The following is a 16,656-nucleotide window of genomic DNA, read 5'->3' as shown; positions in this document are numbered from 1 at the left end:
GAAAGACCCGATGGCGACTGCTCCGAAGAAAACAACAGCGAAGAAACCCGCTGCGAAGAAAAAAGCGCCGGCAAAGCGCGCAACTAAGAAGGCCGCAAACACGAACCGTGTCGCGACTGGCAAAATCAGCCAGGTCATCGGCGCTGTCGTCGATGTCGTCTTTGTAGGCGATCTGCCGGAAATTCAGAATGCGCTAGAGACGGATAACGGCGGCAACCGCCTTGTTCTCGAAGTCGCGCAGCACCTTGGCCAGAACACGGTCCGGACCATTGCGATGGACGCGACTGAAGGTCTCGTGCGCGGCCAAGCGGTAACAGATACGGGCTCGCCCATCATTGTTCCCGTCGGCCCTGAAACGCTGGGTCGGATCATGAACGTTATCGGTGAGCCGATCGACGAACGCGGCCCGATTAACTCCAAAATGAAAGCGCCGATTCACAAATCTGCGCCGCCCTTTGTTGATCAAGCAACAGAAACAGCCGTCCTTGCGACTGGTATCAAAGTCATCGACTTGCTTTGCCCTTATGCCAAAGGCGGCAAAATCGGCCTCTTCGGCGGTGCGGGTGTTGGTAAAACCGTTTTGATCATGGAATTGATCAACAACATCGCCAAACTCTTCGGCGGTTACTCTGTCTTTGCTGGTGTGGGTGAGCGGACTCGTGAAGGGAATGACCTCTATCACGAAATGATCGAATCCAAAGTGATCAACCTCGACGGCGAAAGCCGGGCGACGTTGGTCTATGGCCAGATGAATGAGCCTCCCGGAGCCCGCGCACGTGTGGCTCTGACGGGTCTGTCACAAGCTGAATATTTCCGTGATGAAGAAGGCAAAGACGTTTTGTTCTTCGTCGACAACATCTTCCGCTTTACCCAAGCGGGTTCCGAAGTGTCCGCGCTCTTGGGCCGTATTCCCTCTGCGGTGGGCTATCAGCCAACATTGGCGACCGAAATGGGACAGATGCAGGAACGCATTACATCGACGCATAAGGGCTCTATTACGTCCGTGCAGGCGATTTACGTGCCAGCCGATGACTTGACCGACCCGGCGCCAGCGACATCTTTTGCTCACTTGGACGCGACAACCGTTCTGAACCGCGCGATTTCTGAAAAAGGTATCTACCCGGCGGTTGATCCGCTCGACTCCACATCACGGATTTTGGAGCCTCGGACTGTTGGTGAAGACCACTATAAAGTTGCGCGTCAGGTTCAAGAAACGTTGCAGCGTTATAAGTCTTTGCAAGATATCATTGCCATTCTCGGCATGGATGAGCTGTCAGAAGAAGATAAACTCGTCGTCGCGCGTGCGCGTAAGATTGAGAAGTTCCTCTCACAACCGTTCGACGTGGCTGAAATCTTCACTGGTTCGCCGGGCATTCAGGTGCCTCTCGAAGACACAATCCGTTCGTTCAAAGGCGTTGTGAACGGCGAATATGATCACTTGCCAGAGCAAGCCTTCTATATGGTCGGCGGCATTGACGACGTGATTGAAAAAGCGGCGAGAATGGCCGCGGCTGCGGCGTAAGGTCGATGGCCGATACGCTGACATTCTCGCTCGTTTCGCCAGAACGCGAATTGTTTTCAGGGCAGGTGGATCAGGTTGATCTGCCGGGCACTGAAGGCGACCTTGGCGTTTTGCCGAACCACTCGCCGCTGATGGCGGCGATCCGCACAGGCGCGATTACGGTTTATTCCAATGGCAGCGAAGAAAAATTCTTCGTTGAAGGCGGATTTGCTGACGTCACGCCCGCGGGACTAACGGTTTTGGCGGAGGTTGCGACACCGCTTGCCGACGTTGACCCTGCTGATCTAACAGCTCGCATTGAAAAAGCGCGGGCTGAGCTTGAGATGATGTCAGATGAAAAAGCCATGGCGCATCGTCTTCATATTGACGGGCTCGAAGCTATCTTCAATATGGTCTGATCTGGCCCTGTTTCTGTCATATACTGAATTAAAAGGCGCGGTATGATCCGCGCTTTTTTTATATCCGGTTGTCTCGTTGCGTTGGGCTTGCTTGTCTACGCCGGGTGGATTGAGCCGAGACAGCTGCATATTCGCGACGTGGAAATTGGTGAAGGCGCGCGCACGGTTCGCATCGCGCTGATGACGGATTTGCACATCGGCGGGCTGCATGTCCCACCGGATAGAGTCGCGACGATTGTTGAGCAGATCAACGCAGAAGCCCCTGATATCATCCTTTTGCCCGGTGACTTCATTAACGGTCATACACCGCGTGAAGTTATGAATGCGGAGCAGAAAAAACGTCTGGCGGACGGGCTGTCTCATTTTTCTGGCTTTTCGGCCCCCGCGATTGCGACCACGGGCAATCACGATGGGTGGCACAATCGCCGGGTTGTGACCCGTATGCTTGAAGATGCGGGCGTGAGCGTGATCGATAATGCGGCGACACTTTATGATAATATTTGCATTGTGGGCGTTGCTGACTTTTATACGGATAAGCCGACCGCGGCAGGGTTTGAGCTGTGCGTAGACAATGCGCCAATGATCGCCCTGATGCATTCACCCGATACACGGTCCCTTTTACCGCCTGAGGCGGTATTGGCCGTCGCGGGGCATACGCATGGCGGACAGGTCAATTTGCCACTTATAGGGCGTCGCGTGACGTCTACCGTGTGTGGGCAACCCTGTGCTTATGGCTTGATTCAGACCGAGCCCCCGCTTTTCGTGAGCGCAGGTGTCGGCACGTCAATTTTACCCATACGCTTCCGCTCTCCGCCAGAGATCGTAATGATTACACTGCGTTTGCCAGAGTAAGTTAGGGGAGTGCGCGCAGCGCCTCCGTGACAGGATCGATGAGGGGTTTCACCTCTGTATTCGAACTCAATGACGCCGCGACATAAAGCGCTTGAAGAAAAGATTTCACATTGTGAAGGCGCGCCAACCCAGCTTCGGATTTATAGGCTTCACCCCACTCGCTCATTGGGGCGGGGTCAATCAAGGGCGCTAGCCATTCTGTCCACGCTTGTTCTGAACGTCCCTGTTGCATCGCGATAAATAGGACGGGACGCGCCAACCGACCGGGTTCACCGTGAATATAGATGTGCCCGTTACCGGAAGGAATTTGCGTTTGAATGGCTTTCAATAAGATGTTGGCATGATCGTCTGTGAGCGCAGGATTAAGCGACAGCTGCATCAACCAGTCAGCCCCATGGGCAATCCCGTGTCGCCATCCCTCCGTGTCAGAGAAACCGCGATAATCTGTGACTCCATTGACGTAAGTTGCGGCGGCCTGAACGAGCTGGTCAAATTCGGAGTCGGTCAAATAAGGTTCGACACGGTCGGTGCGGGCGACTTCGGATAGGACGAGTGCGGCAAAGGGTGCAGAATACCCGTCCGCGTCATTTGTCTCGACAATGACGAGCAGTTGGTCCCGTAAGGCACGAATGTCGTCTTGGGGTAGAGTGCCAGAGCGCAATAAGGCTGTCAGCCCCGCGTAAGCGATCCCATCACGAATAGCTGGGTCTGGATGGCCGAGACAGGCCACCATTGACGTGGCCATGTTCGCTTTTGCGCGTGTATCGAGGGTTTCGAATGCGTTCGCTTTGGCGCGTTCCATGTCTTTAACAGTGATATCCGACGACAGACACGCGGCGCTATTTTGTCCCGTGTCAGCGCAGGCTGACAATGACTGCCCAATGAGGGTGAGAAAGGCAAAGGACTTAAGGATACGGATCATGAGAGGGCCCATAGCAAATTATGACGCTTGTCTCACGCGTCTGGGATTGGCTCCACGACGGGCGCTGGGACATCACTCAGTTTTGCGGTCCGGTCTTCTTTGGTTGTCACCATCATAAAGGCAACGAACGAAATCGCGGCGAGGAGGGCGGCAAGTAAAAACGGGGCGCCAGGTTTATAGATCGGTGATGTTTCGGGGTCAGCAAAGACATAGAAAACGCCGGTGAGCACAAGCGGGCCGATCATCATGGCAAGGCCCTGTGCCGCGCCTAATGCGCCCTGTAACTCGCCTTGTTCGGTGTCGCTGACCCGAATGCTCATCATATTGGTCAGGGAGGGTCCATAGAGCCCGGCCAAGGCTGCGAAAGGTCCGGCGGCATAGACAATCCAGCCTTCAGACGCGTTGCCGAGGATGCCGTAGGCCAGCACGCAACTGCCCATGCCGATCAGGCCGCACCAAAACAGGCCGAGCTTCGGAATCGCAATGCGAATGAGATAGCCCTGCACAAACAGGCTCGCGAGTCCGAAAGCGCCGAGAGAGTTTCCGACATCCTTGGGCGCCCAACCCAAAGCTTCTTGGGTCGAGAGCGTGTAAGTGCTGGGGTAGACCGTGTGGGCCACGGCAAGCAGGAAGTAGACAAAGATCATGCCTTTAACGCCAGAGATGCGGCTGAGGCTTTTCAGCGATCCTGCGGCGTTTGAGCGTTTGATATCAAACGCGCGGCGTTTCTCGGGCTTATGCGTCTCCGGTAAAACGATAAATCCGTACACGAAATTTAACGCGCAGATCCCTCCGGCCGCAAAGAAGGGAACGCGCGGCCCAAATTCCCCTAGCCAGCCGCCGAGAACGGGGCCGAGGATGAATCCGACGCCGAAGATTGCGCCTACTAGCCCAAAGTTTTGCGCCCGCATCTGCGGCGGACTCACGTCTGAGATGTAAGCATTGGCAGTTGAGAACGTCGCGCCGAATGCGCCTGATATTGCGCGGCCTAAATATAGTATGGCGATTGTCGGGGCCAATGCCATCATAAGATAGTCGAATGCTAAGGCTCCGACAGAAAACAACATGACGGGCCGTCGGCCAAACGCGTCAGATAACCCGCCCGCAATCGGCATGCAGACGAATTGCATGACCGCAAAAATAAATGTCATGCCGCCAAGGTGCAAAGCGGCTTGATTGTTGTCCAACCCGGTCAACGACTTGATCAGTTCTGGCAGCACCGGAATGATGATCCCGAAACCGATCGCATTGATGGCGACGGTAATCAGCACAAAAATAAGTGCGTTTTTTTCTCTGAATGAGGTCGCCATGAGGCGCACTAACTTATGCGCTTGGGTCTGCATAGCGCGCAAACGCGGTGACTAGCCGTTCATAAACGTCGCGTTTAAACGGCACGACCGAGTTGGGTGTTTTGGCAAATTTGGCCCACTTCCACTCTGAAAATTCTTGCGTGCCGTGGGACGTTAAATCGACATCTCTCTCGCTTCCATTGAAACGATAGGCGAACCAAAGTTGGCGTTGCCCCTTGAACGTCTTGCCTTTTTTCTTGGCCATGCCCGGGGGGTAATCATAGTATAACCAGTCTTCAATATGACCCAATGGCGTGAGGTTGGCGACGGTGACACCTGTCTCTTCCCATAACTCTCTCAGAGCCCCGAACTCGGGACTTTCGCCGTCGTCCAAGCCGCCTTGTGGAAACTGCCAAGAAAATTTCCCTGTTTCGCCATAGCGCCGGCCAAGCCAAACTCGTCCTGACTTGTTAAACAGGCAGACGCCAACACAGGGTCGATATAGGTCTGGATTAGAAGTCATTTTAGGGTCGCTGTTGCCGGAACGAGGATGAGCCCTTGGCTAGACAAGGTCGCGGCCCAACCTTTGACCGCATCAATAGTTTGCGGATAGACGAAGCCCACACTGAGCGTGCCGGGCGACGTCTTTGCTTCTGCCGCTAAGTTTGCCAACCGGGCTTCGATCACGCTTTGACTGGGGGCCGGATCAATGAGGCCAAAGCTAGCCTTGAACGGTAAGGAAATAGAACTTGCCAGTGCGCCGACGGTCGGTGCCTCGAAGGATCCATCGATAAACAGCCCGAGACCGGAGGCTTTGATTTCATTGAGAATGGGGCTGAGTGTATCGCTACGCAAAAGCAAGACTTCGCCTTGATAATTGATAACCCCAGCATAGCCCTGTGCGCGTGACAGTCCATAATGCAGGTGTTGGCGATTCTCGTCCGGGCTAAGGTTGACCTGTAAGGTTCTTTCTGATCCTGGAGACGATGCCTCAAATCCGGCGCCCTCCATCGCAATTTCCAGAAGAACCTCATGACCGCGTGCGCGGGCTTTATTTATCCATCCCTGCAGAGCAGGTGTTTGCGCTGCGAATGACAGGGTCACAGCCGGGGGAAGCTCATCAATGGCGCGTTGCGTCAGTGTCGGATTAATGCCGAGCCCGCCGACAATGATTGAGACGGGCGTGCGTCCACTCTGGGGGGCTTGTGGAAGGCGGTAGGCCTCAAGCGGGGTCCTCCCATCACGGTTTGGCCCAGGAATGGCACCAAAACGGCTCTGGCGAGTCAAAGACGCATCGATCGGCGGCGCCTTCGGCGCGGCGGGCGGCAATACAAGGGCCTTAGGTGTAACTTTGGGTTTTGACCCGACCGGATTTCCGAGCGCATCGATAGCGGCAATGGCGTCTGTTGGGTTCTCGCCTGCTGGAACAAGGTCCGCGAGGAGGTCAGGAAGTGTGTCCCCTTTTTCGTCTAGCGGTGAGGGAATTTGTCCTTGCGGCAGGTTCGCGACGGATACGGAGCCTTTCGGTTGCGCATCAGAATCACTGCCAAAAAATCGCGCCATGAGCATCGGCGCTGAAATCAAAATAATCAGGGCCAAGAGCGCTAAGCTAAGGTGATGTCTGCGCTTGGGCAGCGACAAAGCTTGTCGCCGCCGCGAGGCGACTCGCCTGATAGGATCATCCGATGTCATAAGTCGCTCTTAAGGCGAGCCGGGGGCGCTAGTCGAGGTCAGATTGCGCGTTGAGCAAATCTTGGTAGCGGGATGTCTTGAGGATATCGACGGCGGTACGAAGCTGAAAGTCCTCATCAATGGGGAAGGTTTCCGGCGGGAACATCACGTCATCATAAATTTCTTCATAGTCAGATGTATCAGTGTTTCTCAGCGCATTGGGCAGGCTGTCTTCGCGGATACGCCGTCGCAATTCACCATTATCGTCGAGAGCCGATACCAGCTGGTCGGGCATGATACCACGACCCTGAATGCTTTTGCCGGACGGCGTATAATATCTCTGCGTTGTCATCCGTAGCGCGCCTTTATTTCCGGGCAGGGGGATCACAGATTGTACGGAGCCTTTTCCAAAGGTCCGGCGGCCAACGACGACGGCGCGTCCTCGGTCTTGGAGTGATCCGGCGAGAATTTCAGCCGCGCTAGCGGAACCCGGAGAGACAAGAACGACAATCGGCATGTCGGGCAAAAGCTCGCCGGCTTCCGCGTGGTAGCGCTCAGTATCAATGTCCTTGCGTCCCCGCACGGAGAGAACTTCTCCGCCATCGAGGAACAACCCTGAAACTGAGACGGATTGAGTGAGCAAGCCGCCACGATTACCGCGTAAATCAATAATCAAACCTGGGATTTCACCGCCCAGTTCTTCCGATAATATTTCCAGAGCGCGTTCGAGGTCAGTTGTCAGTTCGGTGTTGTTGAAGCTTTCTAAAACCACATATCCGAGACCTTGTTCGACACGGTGGCGTATCGCCCGTCCACGGACTTGTGCGCGCATCACGGAGATGTCTCGCGGTTCTTGGTCGGGAGTGAGGACGGTGACGGTGACGGGGTCGCCCGCCAGACCGCGAATGCCTTCGACGGCTTCGTCTAGATCTCGCCCTAAAATGGACTCGCCTTCGACGGCTGTGATAAAATCACCCGATCGAATGCCAGCCGCGAAAGCCGGGCCTTCTTCGAGCGCAAAGCTGATCTTAATCAGCCCGCCTTCCATGATCACTTCGATGCCAAGGCCGCCATATTCGCGTCGCGCGGCTTTGCGTTGTTCGGTGAATGTCGTTGGCGGGACATAGCTGGAATGGGGATCTAGTTTGGCGAGCGCGCCGTTTAGAGCGCCCTCAATCAAAGCCTGAGTTTCAACAGGTTCGACATACTTCGTCTCGACGATGGTCAAAATGTCGGCGAAAATTTGCAATTTCTCAAAGGAGGGGGCGTCAATCGGCTTAGGCGGGACGGCATAAGACCACCCCGCAATAAGGCTGGCTGTTAACGCACCTGCAAGAACAAAACCTTGTTTCGGTGACACTAGTTTTGCAGCTCAGCCAAGCGTTGATCATAGTCGCCGGACTTTATCAGCGCGATGGCCTGTTGAAGCTGATGGTCATCTTGGATGACAAAGCCTTCAGGCGGGTAATCAATGATCATTTCATCTTCTGCGGCGTCTTCTGTCGTGTCGTCAGTGACTCCGTCCTCAGTAACGCTATCATCTACGATTTCTTCGGCATCTTCATTTAAGATTGAATTCGGTAGATCGGCTTCGCTCATACGTGTGTGGTCTTCGCCATCATTCGGATAGGACGAAACGAAGAGGTCCGGATCAATGCCTGTGCCCTGAATAGAGCGGCCCGATGGGGTGTAATAACGCTGAGTCGTCAGGCGTAGCGCGCCGTCCCGTCCGCCGCGTAGCGGGATCAGTGATTGTACTGACCCTTTGCCGAAACTGGTCATGCCCATCACGAGGCCACGGCCCCGATCTTGGATCGCACCGGCAACAATCTCTGAGGCCGAAGCAGACGCCTCGTCGATCAAGACAACAACCGGAACCCCTTTGAGAAGTTGACCCGGTTCTGCGGTATAGCTTTGTTGATCCGCTCCTTCGCGACCGCGTGTTGAGACGACTTCACCGCCATCTAGAAAGGCGGAAGAAATTTTGATGGATTGGTCAAGCAAGCCCCCTGGATTGGTCCGTAAATCGAGGATTACACCTGGCAATTTGCCATCTACGTCGCGGCGCAATTGTGCGATGGCTTCGACAAGCCCCGGAGCCGCTTTTTCATTAAATTGACTGATACGGATATAGGGAACGCCGTCTTTGATTTCGTGGGTCACAACGGCGCGGTCTACTGCGCGACGAATCAGCGTTATATCTTGCGGCTCCTCATCGATGCGCGCGATTGTTAACGTGACGGATTCGCCCGTTTCGCCGCGGATGATGTTGACCGCTTCGGTCAAAGACAATCCCAGCACGGTTTTGCCATCGATCTCAGTGATATAATCGCCAGATTTGATACCAGCTTCTTTGGCTGGGGAGCCGTCAATCGGAGAGACGACTTTAACGTAGCCATCTTCCTGCGTAACTTCCATACCGACGCCGACATAACGCCCCGAAGTTTGTTCTTGCAGACGAAGAAAATCGTCCGGGTTGACATAGGAACTATGGGGGTCGAGCGATTGCAGCATGCCGTTAATCGCATCTTCAATCAGCTCACCATCTTCGACTTCAACAACATAATCGCTACGAACGCGCGCCATAACATCGGCGAAGAGGTCGAGTTGCTCGAACGTGTCGGAGTATGACGGCTTTTCAACCGCCAGTGCCGCCTGATTGGCGGTGGAGAAGGCAAACAATCCCACGGCGGCGACTGTGCCTACAACTGGCAGTACATATTTCATCAAGCGTCTCCTTGCTGAATCATTACCTATAGACGGTAATTCCCCGTTTCCAGTCAAATTGCTGCGATTGCCATGCCAACTTACCACTGTTTAACCCGCAAACCCTTAACCGCGGCCACCCATCCACGGTTCTGGATCAATTGATCGTCCATTCCGTCGTAATTCGATGTAAAGTGGGGTTCGGCCCGATGTTCCCGGCATTAATCCAACAGGCTCACCGCGTTTAACGGTTTCGCTTGTCGTGACATAGGTTTCGCTGAGCCCGGTGAGCAAAAGATAATAGCCGTCATCCATATTGAGAATCACAACACGGCCGTAAGTGCGAAACGGTCCGACAAATTCTACTCGCCCTGCATAGGGTGCGATGACTTGCCCGCCGCTTCTGGCCGAATAGGTCTGTCCTTTCGAACTACGGCCAAACCCTTCAGTCATGCTGCCAGATACAGGCCGGACCATGCCGCCTTTGGCATCGGCAAATCGAACCGTGCCGGGCGGAAGCTTGATCGGAGGAAGGCTGAGCGGCGTCGCGTCGGGCGTTAGGCCGGGTTTGAGGCGCGGTGTGACCGATTCTGGAATCGCCGCAACTTTGTCGATGAGCTCGCGCAAGGTCGCGGCTTCGCTTGCAAAGCGGGCGGCATCCGCGCGCGCCTCTTCCTCATCCGTTTGTATCGATAGTCGGAGCTTTTCTTTTTGCGCAACAAGCGCTTGTGTGCGTGTTTTCCGGCGCAGAAGTTCTGCCGCATTCGCGTCTAGCGCGTCCTGCTGGGTCAAGGCTTCATCCCGGGCGCTCGCAACATTTTCGGCAAGTTGTTGCGTGACTTTTGCCCGCTCTCGCAACTGCCCCGATAATAAGTCGATCATCGTCGCGGCTTGGGCTGTTCTGACCGCATCGTCAGGATGGGCGAGGGTCGCCACGCTTGGCCGGAGTTGTAGACGTTGCAGCGAGGCGAAGAGTTCGAGTGTGCTATCGCGATTGGCGGCGAGCTCGATTCCTAGTTTTTGTAGCTTAACGGTGGAGTCCGACAGTTTCTCAGTAATGCGTTGGCTTTCGCGCTCAAAAGCTTGGGTTTGCTGTGTGTCACGCGCCAATTCGGCCTTCAGCGCCGCGATTTCTTTGATCACTTTTTCCCGCTCAGTTTTCAGGCGGGCTTCGGTTTTTCGGGCTTCTGCTTCGGCTTTCGCCAGGCTCTCAAGATCAGGGGCTTGCTGCGCCATTGCGGACACGTTCAGGGCTAAAAGCAGCCAGATGAAGGGCAAAAGTGCGAAGCGCATAGAACGCTCTTTGACAAGGCGCACAGCGCCGTCAATCCCCCCCATCAGTCTCCCTTGCTAGCAATTGTTGCTAAGCTCCCATGAGACACAAGGGTCAGTGCCCCGCAATCGAACTGGCGAAGGCGATTATGATGAGGATTGTTCTCAACCAATGCCAATTCGCCCAACGGCTAAGCTCTCCAGCTAGCGCGTCATGCTTTAAGCTATGATCCGCGAAGCTTTTATTGGCTTTGCTGAAATAGACGAAGAAGATTCCGAGCGCCGTCAGGCACAGGCCTGCGGTCACATTCCAGGCCATGTTTTGTGCCTGGTTTAGAACCGCCACGATGAGGGAAAGAGCCACAGCAGACGCTGTCAATGGCGCATAATAGCGAAACAGTCTGGGTCCTAGCGATCCATGAAGCCGAAAAAACTCACTCGGGTCCATGCGACGCCAGTACGGGACCAGTATCGTTGCCTCTGTCAAAAGGCTGCCCGCATAGAGGCCGACTATGAGGGTCGATAACAGATTCAGCGGCTCTAACATGTCTAATTCCTTTTTATTATACATGTATATTTTATTGTTAAACCCGTGTCAATCGACTAGGTCTAGCGCGACGCGGGAGGGGAGAGTCAGGTGACAGAAACACATAGTGAAACCGCTACTACGCCTGGGCGACCGTCGATTACGGAAGCAAAGCGGCGCCGCATGCGGCGGGAAATTGCAGATATTGCGAAGCAACTTTTCCAAAAGGAGGGCTACGCCAAGGTCTCTATGCGACGTATCGCGGGAGAGATTGGGTGTTCGCCGATGACACTCTACAAATATTACGATGCCAAAGTGGATGTGCTCCGCACGCTCTGGGCGGATGTGTTTCGCGACCTTTTTGATCAATTGGAAACCGTACCAGAGGCGCACGATCGTCAGCTGCAGGGCTTAGGCTTAGCCTATGTCCAATATTGGTTGGACCATCCCGACTTTTATCGACTTGTCTTTATTTCAGATGGCGTCACGCAATCCGATGTGAGTGTCTTCATTGAAAGCCCAGAGCTTGTGCAACGCTTCGAAATCTTTTCTCAAGCGCTTTTAGATGGTCACGAGGATGACCTTGGCTCGAATGAACTGAAAGCAAAGCTCGACGCATTCATCTGTTTTTTAAATGGGATCGCCCACAATATGATCACAATCAGTGGGTATCGCTGGTCTGAGCCTGACATCATGGTCGCCATGGCCGTTCGTGCCGTTACGGCGCAAGCGGCTCGTTAGGACTTAGTCGCGATGATAAGGTGTTCCGGCCATGATCGTGAGGGCGCGGTAAATCTGTTCCGCCAACATCACGCGGACCAGTTTATGCGGCCATGTTTGCGTTCCGAAAGAGATTTTACGGACTGAGGACGGCAATGCCGACGGCTCAAACCCATCCGCCCCACCAATCAGGAAGACAGCTGAGGAATGACCGTCATCCCGTAATCGGATCAATGTTTTGGAAAGTTGGCGTGACGTAATCGCTTTACCGCGTTCATCTAAAACAAAAAAAACGGCACCATCAGGAAGGCTGCCCGTTAGTTTCTCCGTTTCTTCAGATCGGTTGCGGCACTTTCCAAGCTCGACGGATTGTTCTTCAACGTCGAGAAAGCCAAGGCCGCGCGCCATCGATTGGGCGCGCTTGAGATAGTCATCGACCATCTCGCGTTCCGGGCCTGACCTCATGGTCCCGCCCGCACGCAAAATTAGCTTCATTCGTTCGAATCTGCGGGGGCTTCTTCGGCAATCGCACGCAACCCATCCGGCAAAGGAACAGACCAGATTTTTTCAAGATTGTAGAACACACGGACTTCGGGGCGGAACACATGCAAGATCACATCGCCGGCGTCGACGAGGACCCAGTCTTTGCCTTCTTGGCCTTCAGTGCCGATGTCTTTGAATCCGGCTTGCTTCAGACCGCGCAGAACGTAATCGGCGAGCGCGCCCACATGGCGGTTGGATCGGCCGGAGGCGACAAGCATATAGTCGGCAATTGACGATTTCTCACGGATATCGATCTCCAGCACATCTTGTGCAGAGTTTTCGTCCAAAATTTCTCGGATATAGGCGGAGAGCTTTGTTGAGTCGGTCAGGAGCGCATCAGCTTCAGGTGTTCCGGCGTCTAACATTGTTTTATGGGGAGTCATGTTGGGCAAAGTTATGTTTCTTGCGAGAGTTTCAATTTGAATAAACTCGTCTCTATCACAAGGAATACGTCAGGACTATTGTCAGTTCGCAGTGTGTTTGGCTCGGATTGCAGAGGATGAAATCGAATTGAGCGGCAACGTGAGATAGGTCCAACAAGGGGCTGAACAGTCCTTTAGCGCATGCGCTTGTTGCTCTGGTAGACGCGAGCCCGCCATTTGCCTCGCAACTTGCCCAAGTCGCGCTTTTAGGGGCGCGCCGGGGCGAGCAATGACGGCAACAGGAACCATATCAAATACCGTCTGCCAGTCTTTCCAGCGCGGCATTTGTGCGAGATTGTCTGATCCGATCATATAGACAAAGCGCGTCGTGGGATATTGGGCGCGGAGTTGGCACAAAAGATCGACCGTGTAGCGTGTTTTCAGGCGGGTTTCGATGTGGCTGATCCGCATTGCGTAAGGCAGGTCTAAATTATCGATTGTCTTGGCGCGGTCTGATGCGCTGGGTTGCGCAGATTTTAGAGGGTTCTGCGGGCTGACGAGCCACCAGACTTGATCGAGCTGCAACTCACGTAAGCCCGCGTCAGCAACATGGCGATGCCCCGCATGGGCCGGGTTGAACGACCCCCCAAACAGACCGATGGACGGGCCTGATTTGGCCATCATAACATGACCAGATTGTCGCGGTGAACGACGACAGATCCCGTCGGATGGTCGATTTGGTCAGATCGCAGTCCGCACAGAGGGATCAGGTCGTGGCTATCGTATGAGGAGAGCCCGCGTGCGATCTCGTGACCTGCGCTGCTCATGATCGTGACTGTGTCGCCCTTACCAAAGCGACCCGAGACGGAGGTCAGTCCGGCGGCCAACAGGCTTTTTCCCAGTCGCAATGCGGCGACGGCGCCAGCATCAATTATGAGCTGCCCAGAGGGCGCCAGACTATTGGCGATCCATTGTGATCGCGCGCTTTTAGGATCGCTTCCGGCGTTGAAAATCGTATGGATCGCGCCGTCCTGTAGGTTTGTGAGCGCACCGTCAGCCTGCCCATCACAAATAATCATATCACAGCCCGCATTCAGGCAAATCTTCGCGGCCAATAATTTCGTCGCCATACCGCCTGTGCCGACACCGCGCTCAGAATTCGCGTTGCCACCCATCGCTAGAATGGTGTCATCAATGTGCTGCACTTCTGGAATATGTCGCGCCGTTGAGGATTTACGCGGGTCCTCAGAGTAAAGCCCGTTCACATCAGACAGTAAAATCAGTAAATCGGCCCCAATCATCTGTGCCGTTCGGGCAGCGAGACGATCATTGTCGCCATACCGAATTTCAGCCGTCGCGACTGTGTCGTTTTCATTGACGACAGGAACAACGCCGAGGTCGAGCAATGTATCAAGCGTGGCGCGGGCATTGAGCCAGCGTCGCCGATTTTCCGTGTCATCAAGGGTCAACAAGGCTTGCGCAGAGGGGCAATTAAAAGCGGCTAACGTGTCATCATAGGCCCGGGTCAGGGCGGATTGGCCAACGGCGGCGCAGGCCTGTTTCTGCGCCAGTGAGAGTGACGCCCGATCCATACCTAAGGCTTCACACCCCAAGGCGACGGCCCCTGACGACACAATGGTCACATCCGAGCCCTTGGCTTTTAACGCGGCGATATCTCCACATAGACGGATCAGCCAAGACCGCCGCAATGCACCGTCTTCAACGAGGAGTGCAGAGCCGACTTTGATGACGATCCTGTTATAAGCGGAGAGGTTCATTACAAAGGTGACCAGCCTTTTTCGACAACCTCCGGGGCTAGCTCAGCCTTCCGGCGCTTGTCGACATATTGAAAAACCTCTGAAAGCAAGGGTTTGAGGCCTTGGCGCGCCACGGACGAGATTTGGAAAACAGTCTGTCCACAAGCGGCTTCAAGCTCTTCTTTCGCCGCGCGAACAGTCTCATCATCCAATGTTTCGCATTTTGTCAAAGCGATGATTTGCGGTTTATCCGTTAGCCCCTCACCATAGGCGTCGAGTTCACCGTGTATCACGCGGTAGCTCTCAGCGGGGTCATCGCTGGTGGCATCAACCAGGTGGATAATGGCCGCGCAGCGTTCGACATGGCCTAAGAAACGGTGGCCAAGACCTGCGCCGTCCGCGGCGCCTTCGATCAAACCGGGAAGGTCCGCGAGCACAAATCGTTCCGCCGGGCCAAGATCAACCACACCGAGGTGCGGGTGCAGGGTGGTGAAGGGGTAGTCGGCTTGTTTCGGGTTGGCGGCGGACACAGCGGCCAAGAAAGTTGATTTGCCAGCGTTGGGAAGTCCAACCAGACCCGCATCGGCGATGACTTTTAGACGTAACCAAACAAAACGTTCTTCGCCGGGCTCTCCCGGATTAGCATTGCGCGGAGAGCGGTTGGTCGCCGTTTTAAACCGGACATTCCCCCAGCCGCCATTGCCGCCTCTAGCCAACATCACGCGCTCGCCATCTTCAGTCAGATCGATCAGCGTCTCATCCGTCTCCGCATCAATGACCTGTGTCCCGACGGGCACCATCATTACGACATCCTCGCCCGCCGCGCCGTAACGATCCCGGCCCATACCGTGCCCCCCCGTGCCGCCCCGAACATGTTGGCGGAAGCGATAGTCAATCAAGGTGTTGAGCGAGGAGGTCGCTTCGACATAAACATGTCCACCGCGCCCGCCATCGCCGCCATTCGGGCCGCCAAATTCGATATATTTTTCACGCCGAAAGGAAATGCTTCCCGCACCGCCATTGCCGGAGCGGAGGTAAATTTTGGCTTGGTCGAGAAACTTCATGAGGCGGCTCTTAGGAGGATTGTCCTGTTACGGCTAGGGGAGACCCTATGCCGATAGATAGTGAGTTAAAATTGACTGCCAGGTCCGATAATTGGCTTTGCATGCCGGGACCGAATTTTGGGCTCACGCGAGACGTGAAGCCGAACGTTTCGTAAAATGAGTCTTGTCCGTTTGCGGCCATCAGGCCGACTGTAATGGAGGATGGGAGCGTGTCCTGCATCCACTGAATTGCAGTTTGGACAAGGCGGCGACCGATACCAAGACCGCGGTAGTTTTCATCGACAATGACATCTTGAACGTAAACATTCATCGCGCCGTCTCCGACAATTCGGATCATGCCTATCGTTGCCATCTCCATTATTGCGACGGCCCCAAACACACTGTTGTTCAGTGCCAGTGTGATCGTCGCGTTATCGGGCACACCCCAGTCCGTTTGGGCGCGTAAACGCTTAAAGCTTGCAAGATCAGGCAGATAGCACGCTATCCGAACGGCGGTGTGTATGTCCAAAACCTTAGCCATCACTCGATACAGAATTGGCTTCGAATTGAAAACTCCAGCCTTCCATGGTCTGACGCCGTGCGAGGCTATAGGTTTGTTTAAGTTCGGCTTTTTGTTCAAAGCCGATCGTTTTTAAGAGATGGGCGCTCGCTGTATTGTCAGTAAAGACACCCGCGATCATGCGCAGGTTAGGGGTCAGCTTAACGAGATGGGCGATGAGACCGCAGAGCGCTTCTTTCATCAGGCCTTTCCCCCAAAATGGTTCGCCTAGCCAATAGCCAATCTCACGGGTTTCGGCCTGTCCGAACAACCCAATGACACCAACAAACTGCTCCTGCCAGAGGATCGTCCAGTGATAAGAGTGGCCCGTGACAGCGCGGGCGCAGAAAATCTCGACTAATCCTTCGACCGACGGTTTGGGGAAGGGATAGGGGAAGGTGCCCGTCATCCGGCAAATGGCGCGATTATTGACAAGACGTGCAAAATCCGTCGCGTCCGTTGTTTCCAGCGGGCGCAATGTCAGTCTATCGGTTGTCAGAACCTCGTGCATCAG

At 54.7% G+C, this 16,656-nt stretch carries 19 protein-coding genes; 4 read left to right on the top strand and 15 right to left on the bottom strand.

The features are described from left to right. Positions 1–10 precede the first annotated feature (10 nt). From atpD to IE105_RS06660, 3 genes are read left to right on the top strand one after another with little or no spacing between them, the layout of a single operon-like run. Positions 11–1,522, top strand: coding sequence for a F0F1 ATP synthase subunit beta (gene atpD, locus IE105_RS06670; protein ID WP_189496705.1), 1,512 nt, complete (start codon positions 11–13; stop codon positions 1,520–1,522). Between the two features lie 5 nt (positions 1,523–1,527). Continuing rightward, a complete protein-coding gene (locus IE105_RS06665; RefSeq protein ID WP_189496703.1) occupies positions 1,528–1,920 on the top strand; it encodes a F0F1 ATP synthase subunit epsilon in 393 nt (130 codons plus the stop codon). Between the two features lie 42 nt (positions 1,921–1,962). Next, positions 1,963–2,772, top strand: a complete 810-nt coding sequence (locus IE105_RS06660) for a metallophosphoesterase (RefSeq protein WP_189496700.1) — start codon at positions 1,963–1,965, stop codon at positions 2,770–2,772. A gap of 1 nt (position 2,773) precedes the next feature. Here the strand turns inward: IE105_RS06660 and IE105_RS06655 are convergent, their stop codons facing one another. The 8 genes from IE105_RS06655 to IE105_RS06620 all read right to left on the bottom strand — a co-directional run bounded on the left by IE105_RS06655 (position 2,774) and on the right by IE105_RS06620 (position 11,179). After that, positions 2,774–3,694 carry a DUF2785 domain-containing protein gene (locus IE105_RS06655; RefSeq protein ID WP_189496698.1) on the bottom strand — a complete coding sequence of 307 codons (921 nt, stop codon included), beginning with the start codon at positions 3,692–3,694 and terminating at the stop codon, positions 2,774–2,776. Positions 3,695–3,726: 32 nt separating this feature from the next. Further along, entirely contained in the window at positions 3,727–5,004 is a 1,278-nt protein-coding gene (locus IE105_RS06650) for a TCR/Tet family MFS transporter (protein WP_189496696.1), read from the bottom strand. Positions 5,005–5,017: 13 nt separating this feature from the next. Then, positions 5,018–5,506: an RNA pyrophosphohydrolase gene (locus IE105_RS06645; RefSeq protein ID WP_189496695.1), complete on the bottom strand. Its 489-nt coding sequence runs from the start codon at positions 5,504–5,506 to the stop codon at positions 5,018–5,020. Next, the gene (locus IE105_RS06640) at positions 5,503–6,675 is read right to left on the bottom strand and encodes a divergent polysaccharide deacetylase family protein (protein ID WP_189496693.1); all 1,173 of its coding nucleotides are present in this window, start codon (positions 6,673–6,675) and stop codon (positions 5,503–5,505) included. Before IE105_RS06640 ends, IE105_RS06645 begins: the two co-directional genes overlap by 4 nt. A gap of 28 nt (positions 6,676–6,703) precedes the next feature. After that, on the bottom strand, positions 6,704–8,014 hold the full coding sequence (locus IE105_RS06635) for a S41 family peptidase (protein ID WP_189496691.1): 1,311 nt from the start codon (positions 8,012–8,014) through the stop codon (positions 6,704–6,706). Beyond that, positions 8,014–9,381 (bottom strand): S41 family peptidase, encoded by a 1,368-nt coding sequence (locus IE105_RS06630; RefSeq protein ID WP_189496689.1) that lies wholly within the window; start codon positions 9,379–9,381, stop codon positions 8,014–8,016. Before IE105_RS06630 ends, IE105_RS06635 begins: the two co-directional genes overlap by 1 nt. Positions 9,382–9,486: 105 nt before the next feature. Continuing rightward, positions 9,487–10,653, bottom strand: a complete 1,167-nt coding sequence (locus IE105_RS06625) for a murein hydrolase activator EnvC family protein (protein ID WP_189496688.1) — start codon at positions 10,651–10,653, stop codon at positions 9,487–9,489. Between the two features lie 94 nt (positions 10,654–10,747). Further along, complete coding sequence (locus IE105_RS06620; protein WP_189496685.1) at positions 10,748–11,179, bottom strand: DUF1772 domain-containing protein; 432 nt, start codon at positions 11,177–11,179, stop codon at positions 10,748–10,750. 162 nt (positions 11,180–11,341) lie between these two features. Between IE105_RS06620 and IE105_RS06615 the strand changes: the two genes are divergently transcribed. After that, positions 11,342–11,899, top strand: a complete 558-nt coding sequence (locus IE105_RS06615; RefSeq protein ID WP_189496683.1) for a TetR/AcrR family transcriptional regulator — start codon at positions 11,342–11,344, stop codon at positions 11,897–11,899. Positions 11,900–11,902: 3 nt separating this feature from the next. Here the strand turns inward: IE105_RS06615 and IE105_RS06610 are convergent, their stop codons facing one another. From IE105_RS06610 to IE105_RS06580, 7 genes are all read right to left on the bottom strand, one after another. Next, a complete protein-coding gene (locus IE105_RS06610) occupies positions 11,903–12,343 on the bottom strand; it encodes a 23S rRNA (pseudouridine(1915)-N(3))-methyltransferase RlmH (protein ID WP_233354021.1) in 441 nt (146 codons plus the stop codon). Between the two features lie 26 nt (positions 12,344–12,369). Further along, positions 12,370–12,804 (bottom strand): ribosome silencing factor, encoded by a 435-nt coding sequence (gene rsfS, locus IE105_RS06605; RefSeq protein ID WP_189496680.1) that lies wholly within the window; start codon positions 12,802–12,804, stop codon positions 12,370–12,372. Positions 12,805–12,885: 81 nt separating this feature from the next. Further along, positions 12,886–13,467 carry a nicotinate-nucleotide adenylyltransferase gene (locus IE105_RS06600; protein WP_189496678.1) on the bottom strand — a complete coding sequence of 194 codons (582 nt, stop codon included), beginning with the start codon at positions 13,465–13,467 and terminating at the stop codon, positions 12,886–12,888. Next, positions 13,464–14,561 (bottom strand): glutamate 5-kinase, encoded by a 1,098-nt coding sequence (proB, locus tag IE105_RS06595; RefSeq protein WP_189496676.1) that lies wholly within the window; start codon positions 14,559–14,561, stop codon positions 13,464–13,466. The genes IE105_RS06600 and proB overlap by 4 nt, the downstream gene beginning before the upstream one ends. Beyond that, positions 14,561–15,604, bottom strand: a complete 1,044-nt coding sequence (gene obgE / locus IE105_RS06590; RefSeq protein ID WP_189496674.1) for a GTPase ObgE — start codon at positions 15,602–15,604, stop codon at positions 14,561–14,563. Before obgE ends, proB begins: the two co-directional genes overlap by 1 nt. Positions 15,605–15,614: 10 nt before the next feature. Then, positions 15,615–16,112, bottom strand: coding sequence for a GNAT family N-acetyltransferase (locus tag IE105_RS06585; RefSeq protein ID WP_189496672.1), 498 nt, complete (start codon positions 16,110–16,112; stop codon positions 15,615–15,617). 4 nt (positions 16,113–16,116) lie between these two features. Beyond that, complete coding sequence (locus IE105_RS06580; RefSeq protein WP_189496670.1) at positions 16,117–16,653, bottom strand: GNAT family N-acetyltransferase; 537 nt, start codon at positions 16,651–16,653, stop codon at positions 16,117–16,119. Between the last annotated feature and the right edge of the window lie 3 nt (positions 16,654–16,656).

The organism is Algimonas arctica, assembly GCF_014652695.1.
In the GTDB taxonomy this organism is placed as follows: Bacteria; Pseudomonadota; Alphaproteobacteria; order Caulobacterales; family Maricaulaceae; genus Litorimonas; species Litorimonas arctica.
Note: the sequence above shows the minus strand (reverse complement) of the source record. Positions and strands in the feature narration are given on the sequence as shown.

Bases quoted from the DNA above. Each gene is read 5' to 3' on its own strand.
- IE105_RS06660 (WP_189496700.1), top strand. From the start codon at position 1,963: ATGATCCGCGCTTTTTTTATATCCGGTTGTCTCGTTGCGTTGGGCTTG.
- proB (WP_189496676.1), bottom strand. From the start codon at position 14,561: ATGAACCTCTCCGCTTATAACAGGATCGTCATCAAAGTCGGCTCTGCA.
- IE105_RS06580 (WP_189496670.1), bottom strand. From the start codon at position 16,653: ATGCACGAGGTTCTGACAACCGATAGACTGACATTGCGCCCGCTGGAA.
- IE105_RS06665 (WP_189496703.1), top strand. From the start codon at position 1,528: ATGGCCGATACGCTGACATTCTCGCTCGTTTCGCCAGAACGCGAATTG.
- IE105_RS06615 (WP_189496683.1), top strand. From the start codon at position 11,342: ATGCGGCGGGAAATTGCAGATATTGCGAAGCAACTTTTCCAAAAGGAG.
- rsfS (WP_189496680.1), bottom strand. From the start codon at position 12,804: ATGACTCCCCATAAAACAATGTTAGACGCCGGAACACCTGAAGCTGAT.
- IE105_RS06655 (WP_189496698.1), bottom strand. From the start codon at position 3,694: ATGATCCGTATCCTTAAGTCCTTTGCCTTTCTCACCCTCATTGGGCAG.
- atpD (WP_189496705.1), top strand. From the start codon at position 11: ATGGCGACTGCTCCGAAGAAAACAACAGCGAAGAAACCCGCTGCGAAG.
- IE105_RS06610 (WP_233354021.1), bottom strand. From the start codon at position 12,343: ATGAGGTCAGGCCCGGAACGCGAGATGGTCGATGACTATCTCAAGCGC.
- IE105_RS06650 (WP_189496696.1), bottom strand. From the start codon at position 5,004: ATGGCGACCTCATTCAGAGAAAAAAACGCACTTATTTTTGTGCTGATT.
- IE105_RS06640 (WP_189496693.1), bottom strand. From the start codon at position 6,675: ATGACATCGGATGATCCTATCAGGCGAGTCGCCTCGCGGCGGCGACAA.
- IE105_RS06620 (WP_189496685.1), bottom strand. From the start codon at position 11,179: ATGTTAGAGCCGCTGAATCTGTTATCGACCCTCATAGTCGGCCTCTAT.
- IE105_RS06625 (WP_189496688.1), bottom strand. From the start codon at position 10,653: ATGCGCTTCGCACTTTTGCCCTTCATCTGGCTGCTTTTAGCCCTGAAC.
- IE105_RS06630 (WP_189496689.1), bottom strand. From the start codon at position 9,381: ATGAAATATGTACTGCCAGTTGTAGGCACAGTCGCCGCCGTGGGATTG.
- IE105_RS06600 (WP_189496678.1), bottom strand. From the start codon at position 13,467: ATGATGGCCAAATCAGGCCCGTCCATCGGTCTGTTTGGGGGGTCGTTC.
- obgE (WP_189496674.1), bottom strand. From the start codon at position 15,604: ATGAAGTTTCTCGACCAAGCCAAAATTTACCTCCGCTCCGGCAATGGC.
- IE105_RS06645 (WP_189496695.1), bottom strand. From the start codon at position 5,506: ATGACTTCTAATCCAGACCTATATCGACCCTGTGTTGGCGTCTGCCTG.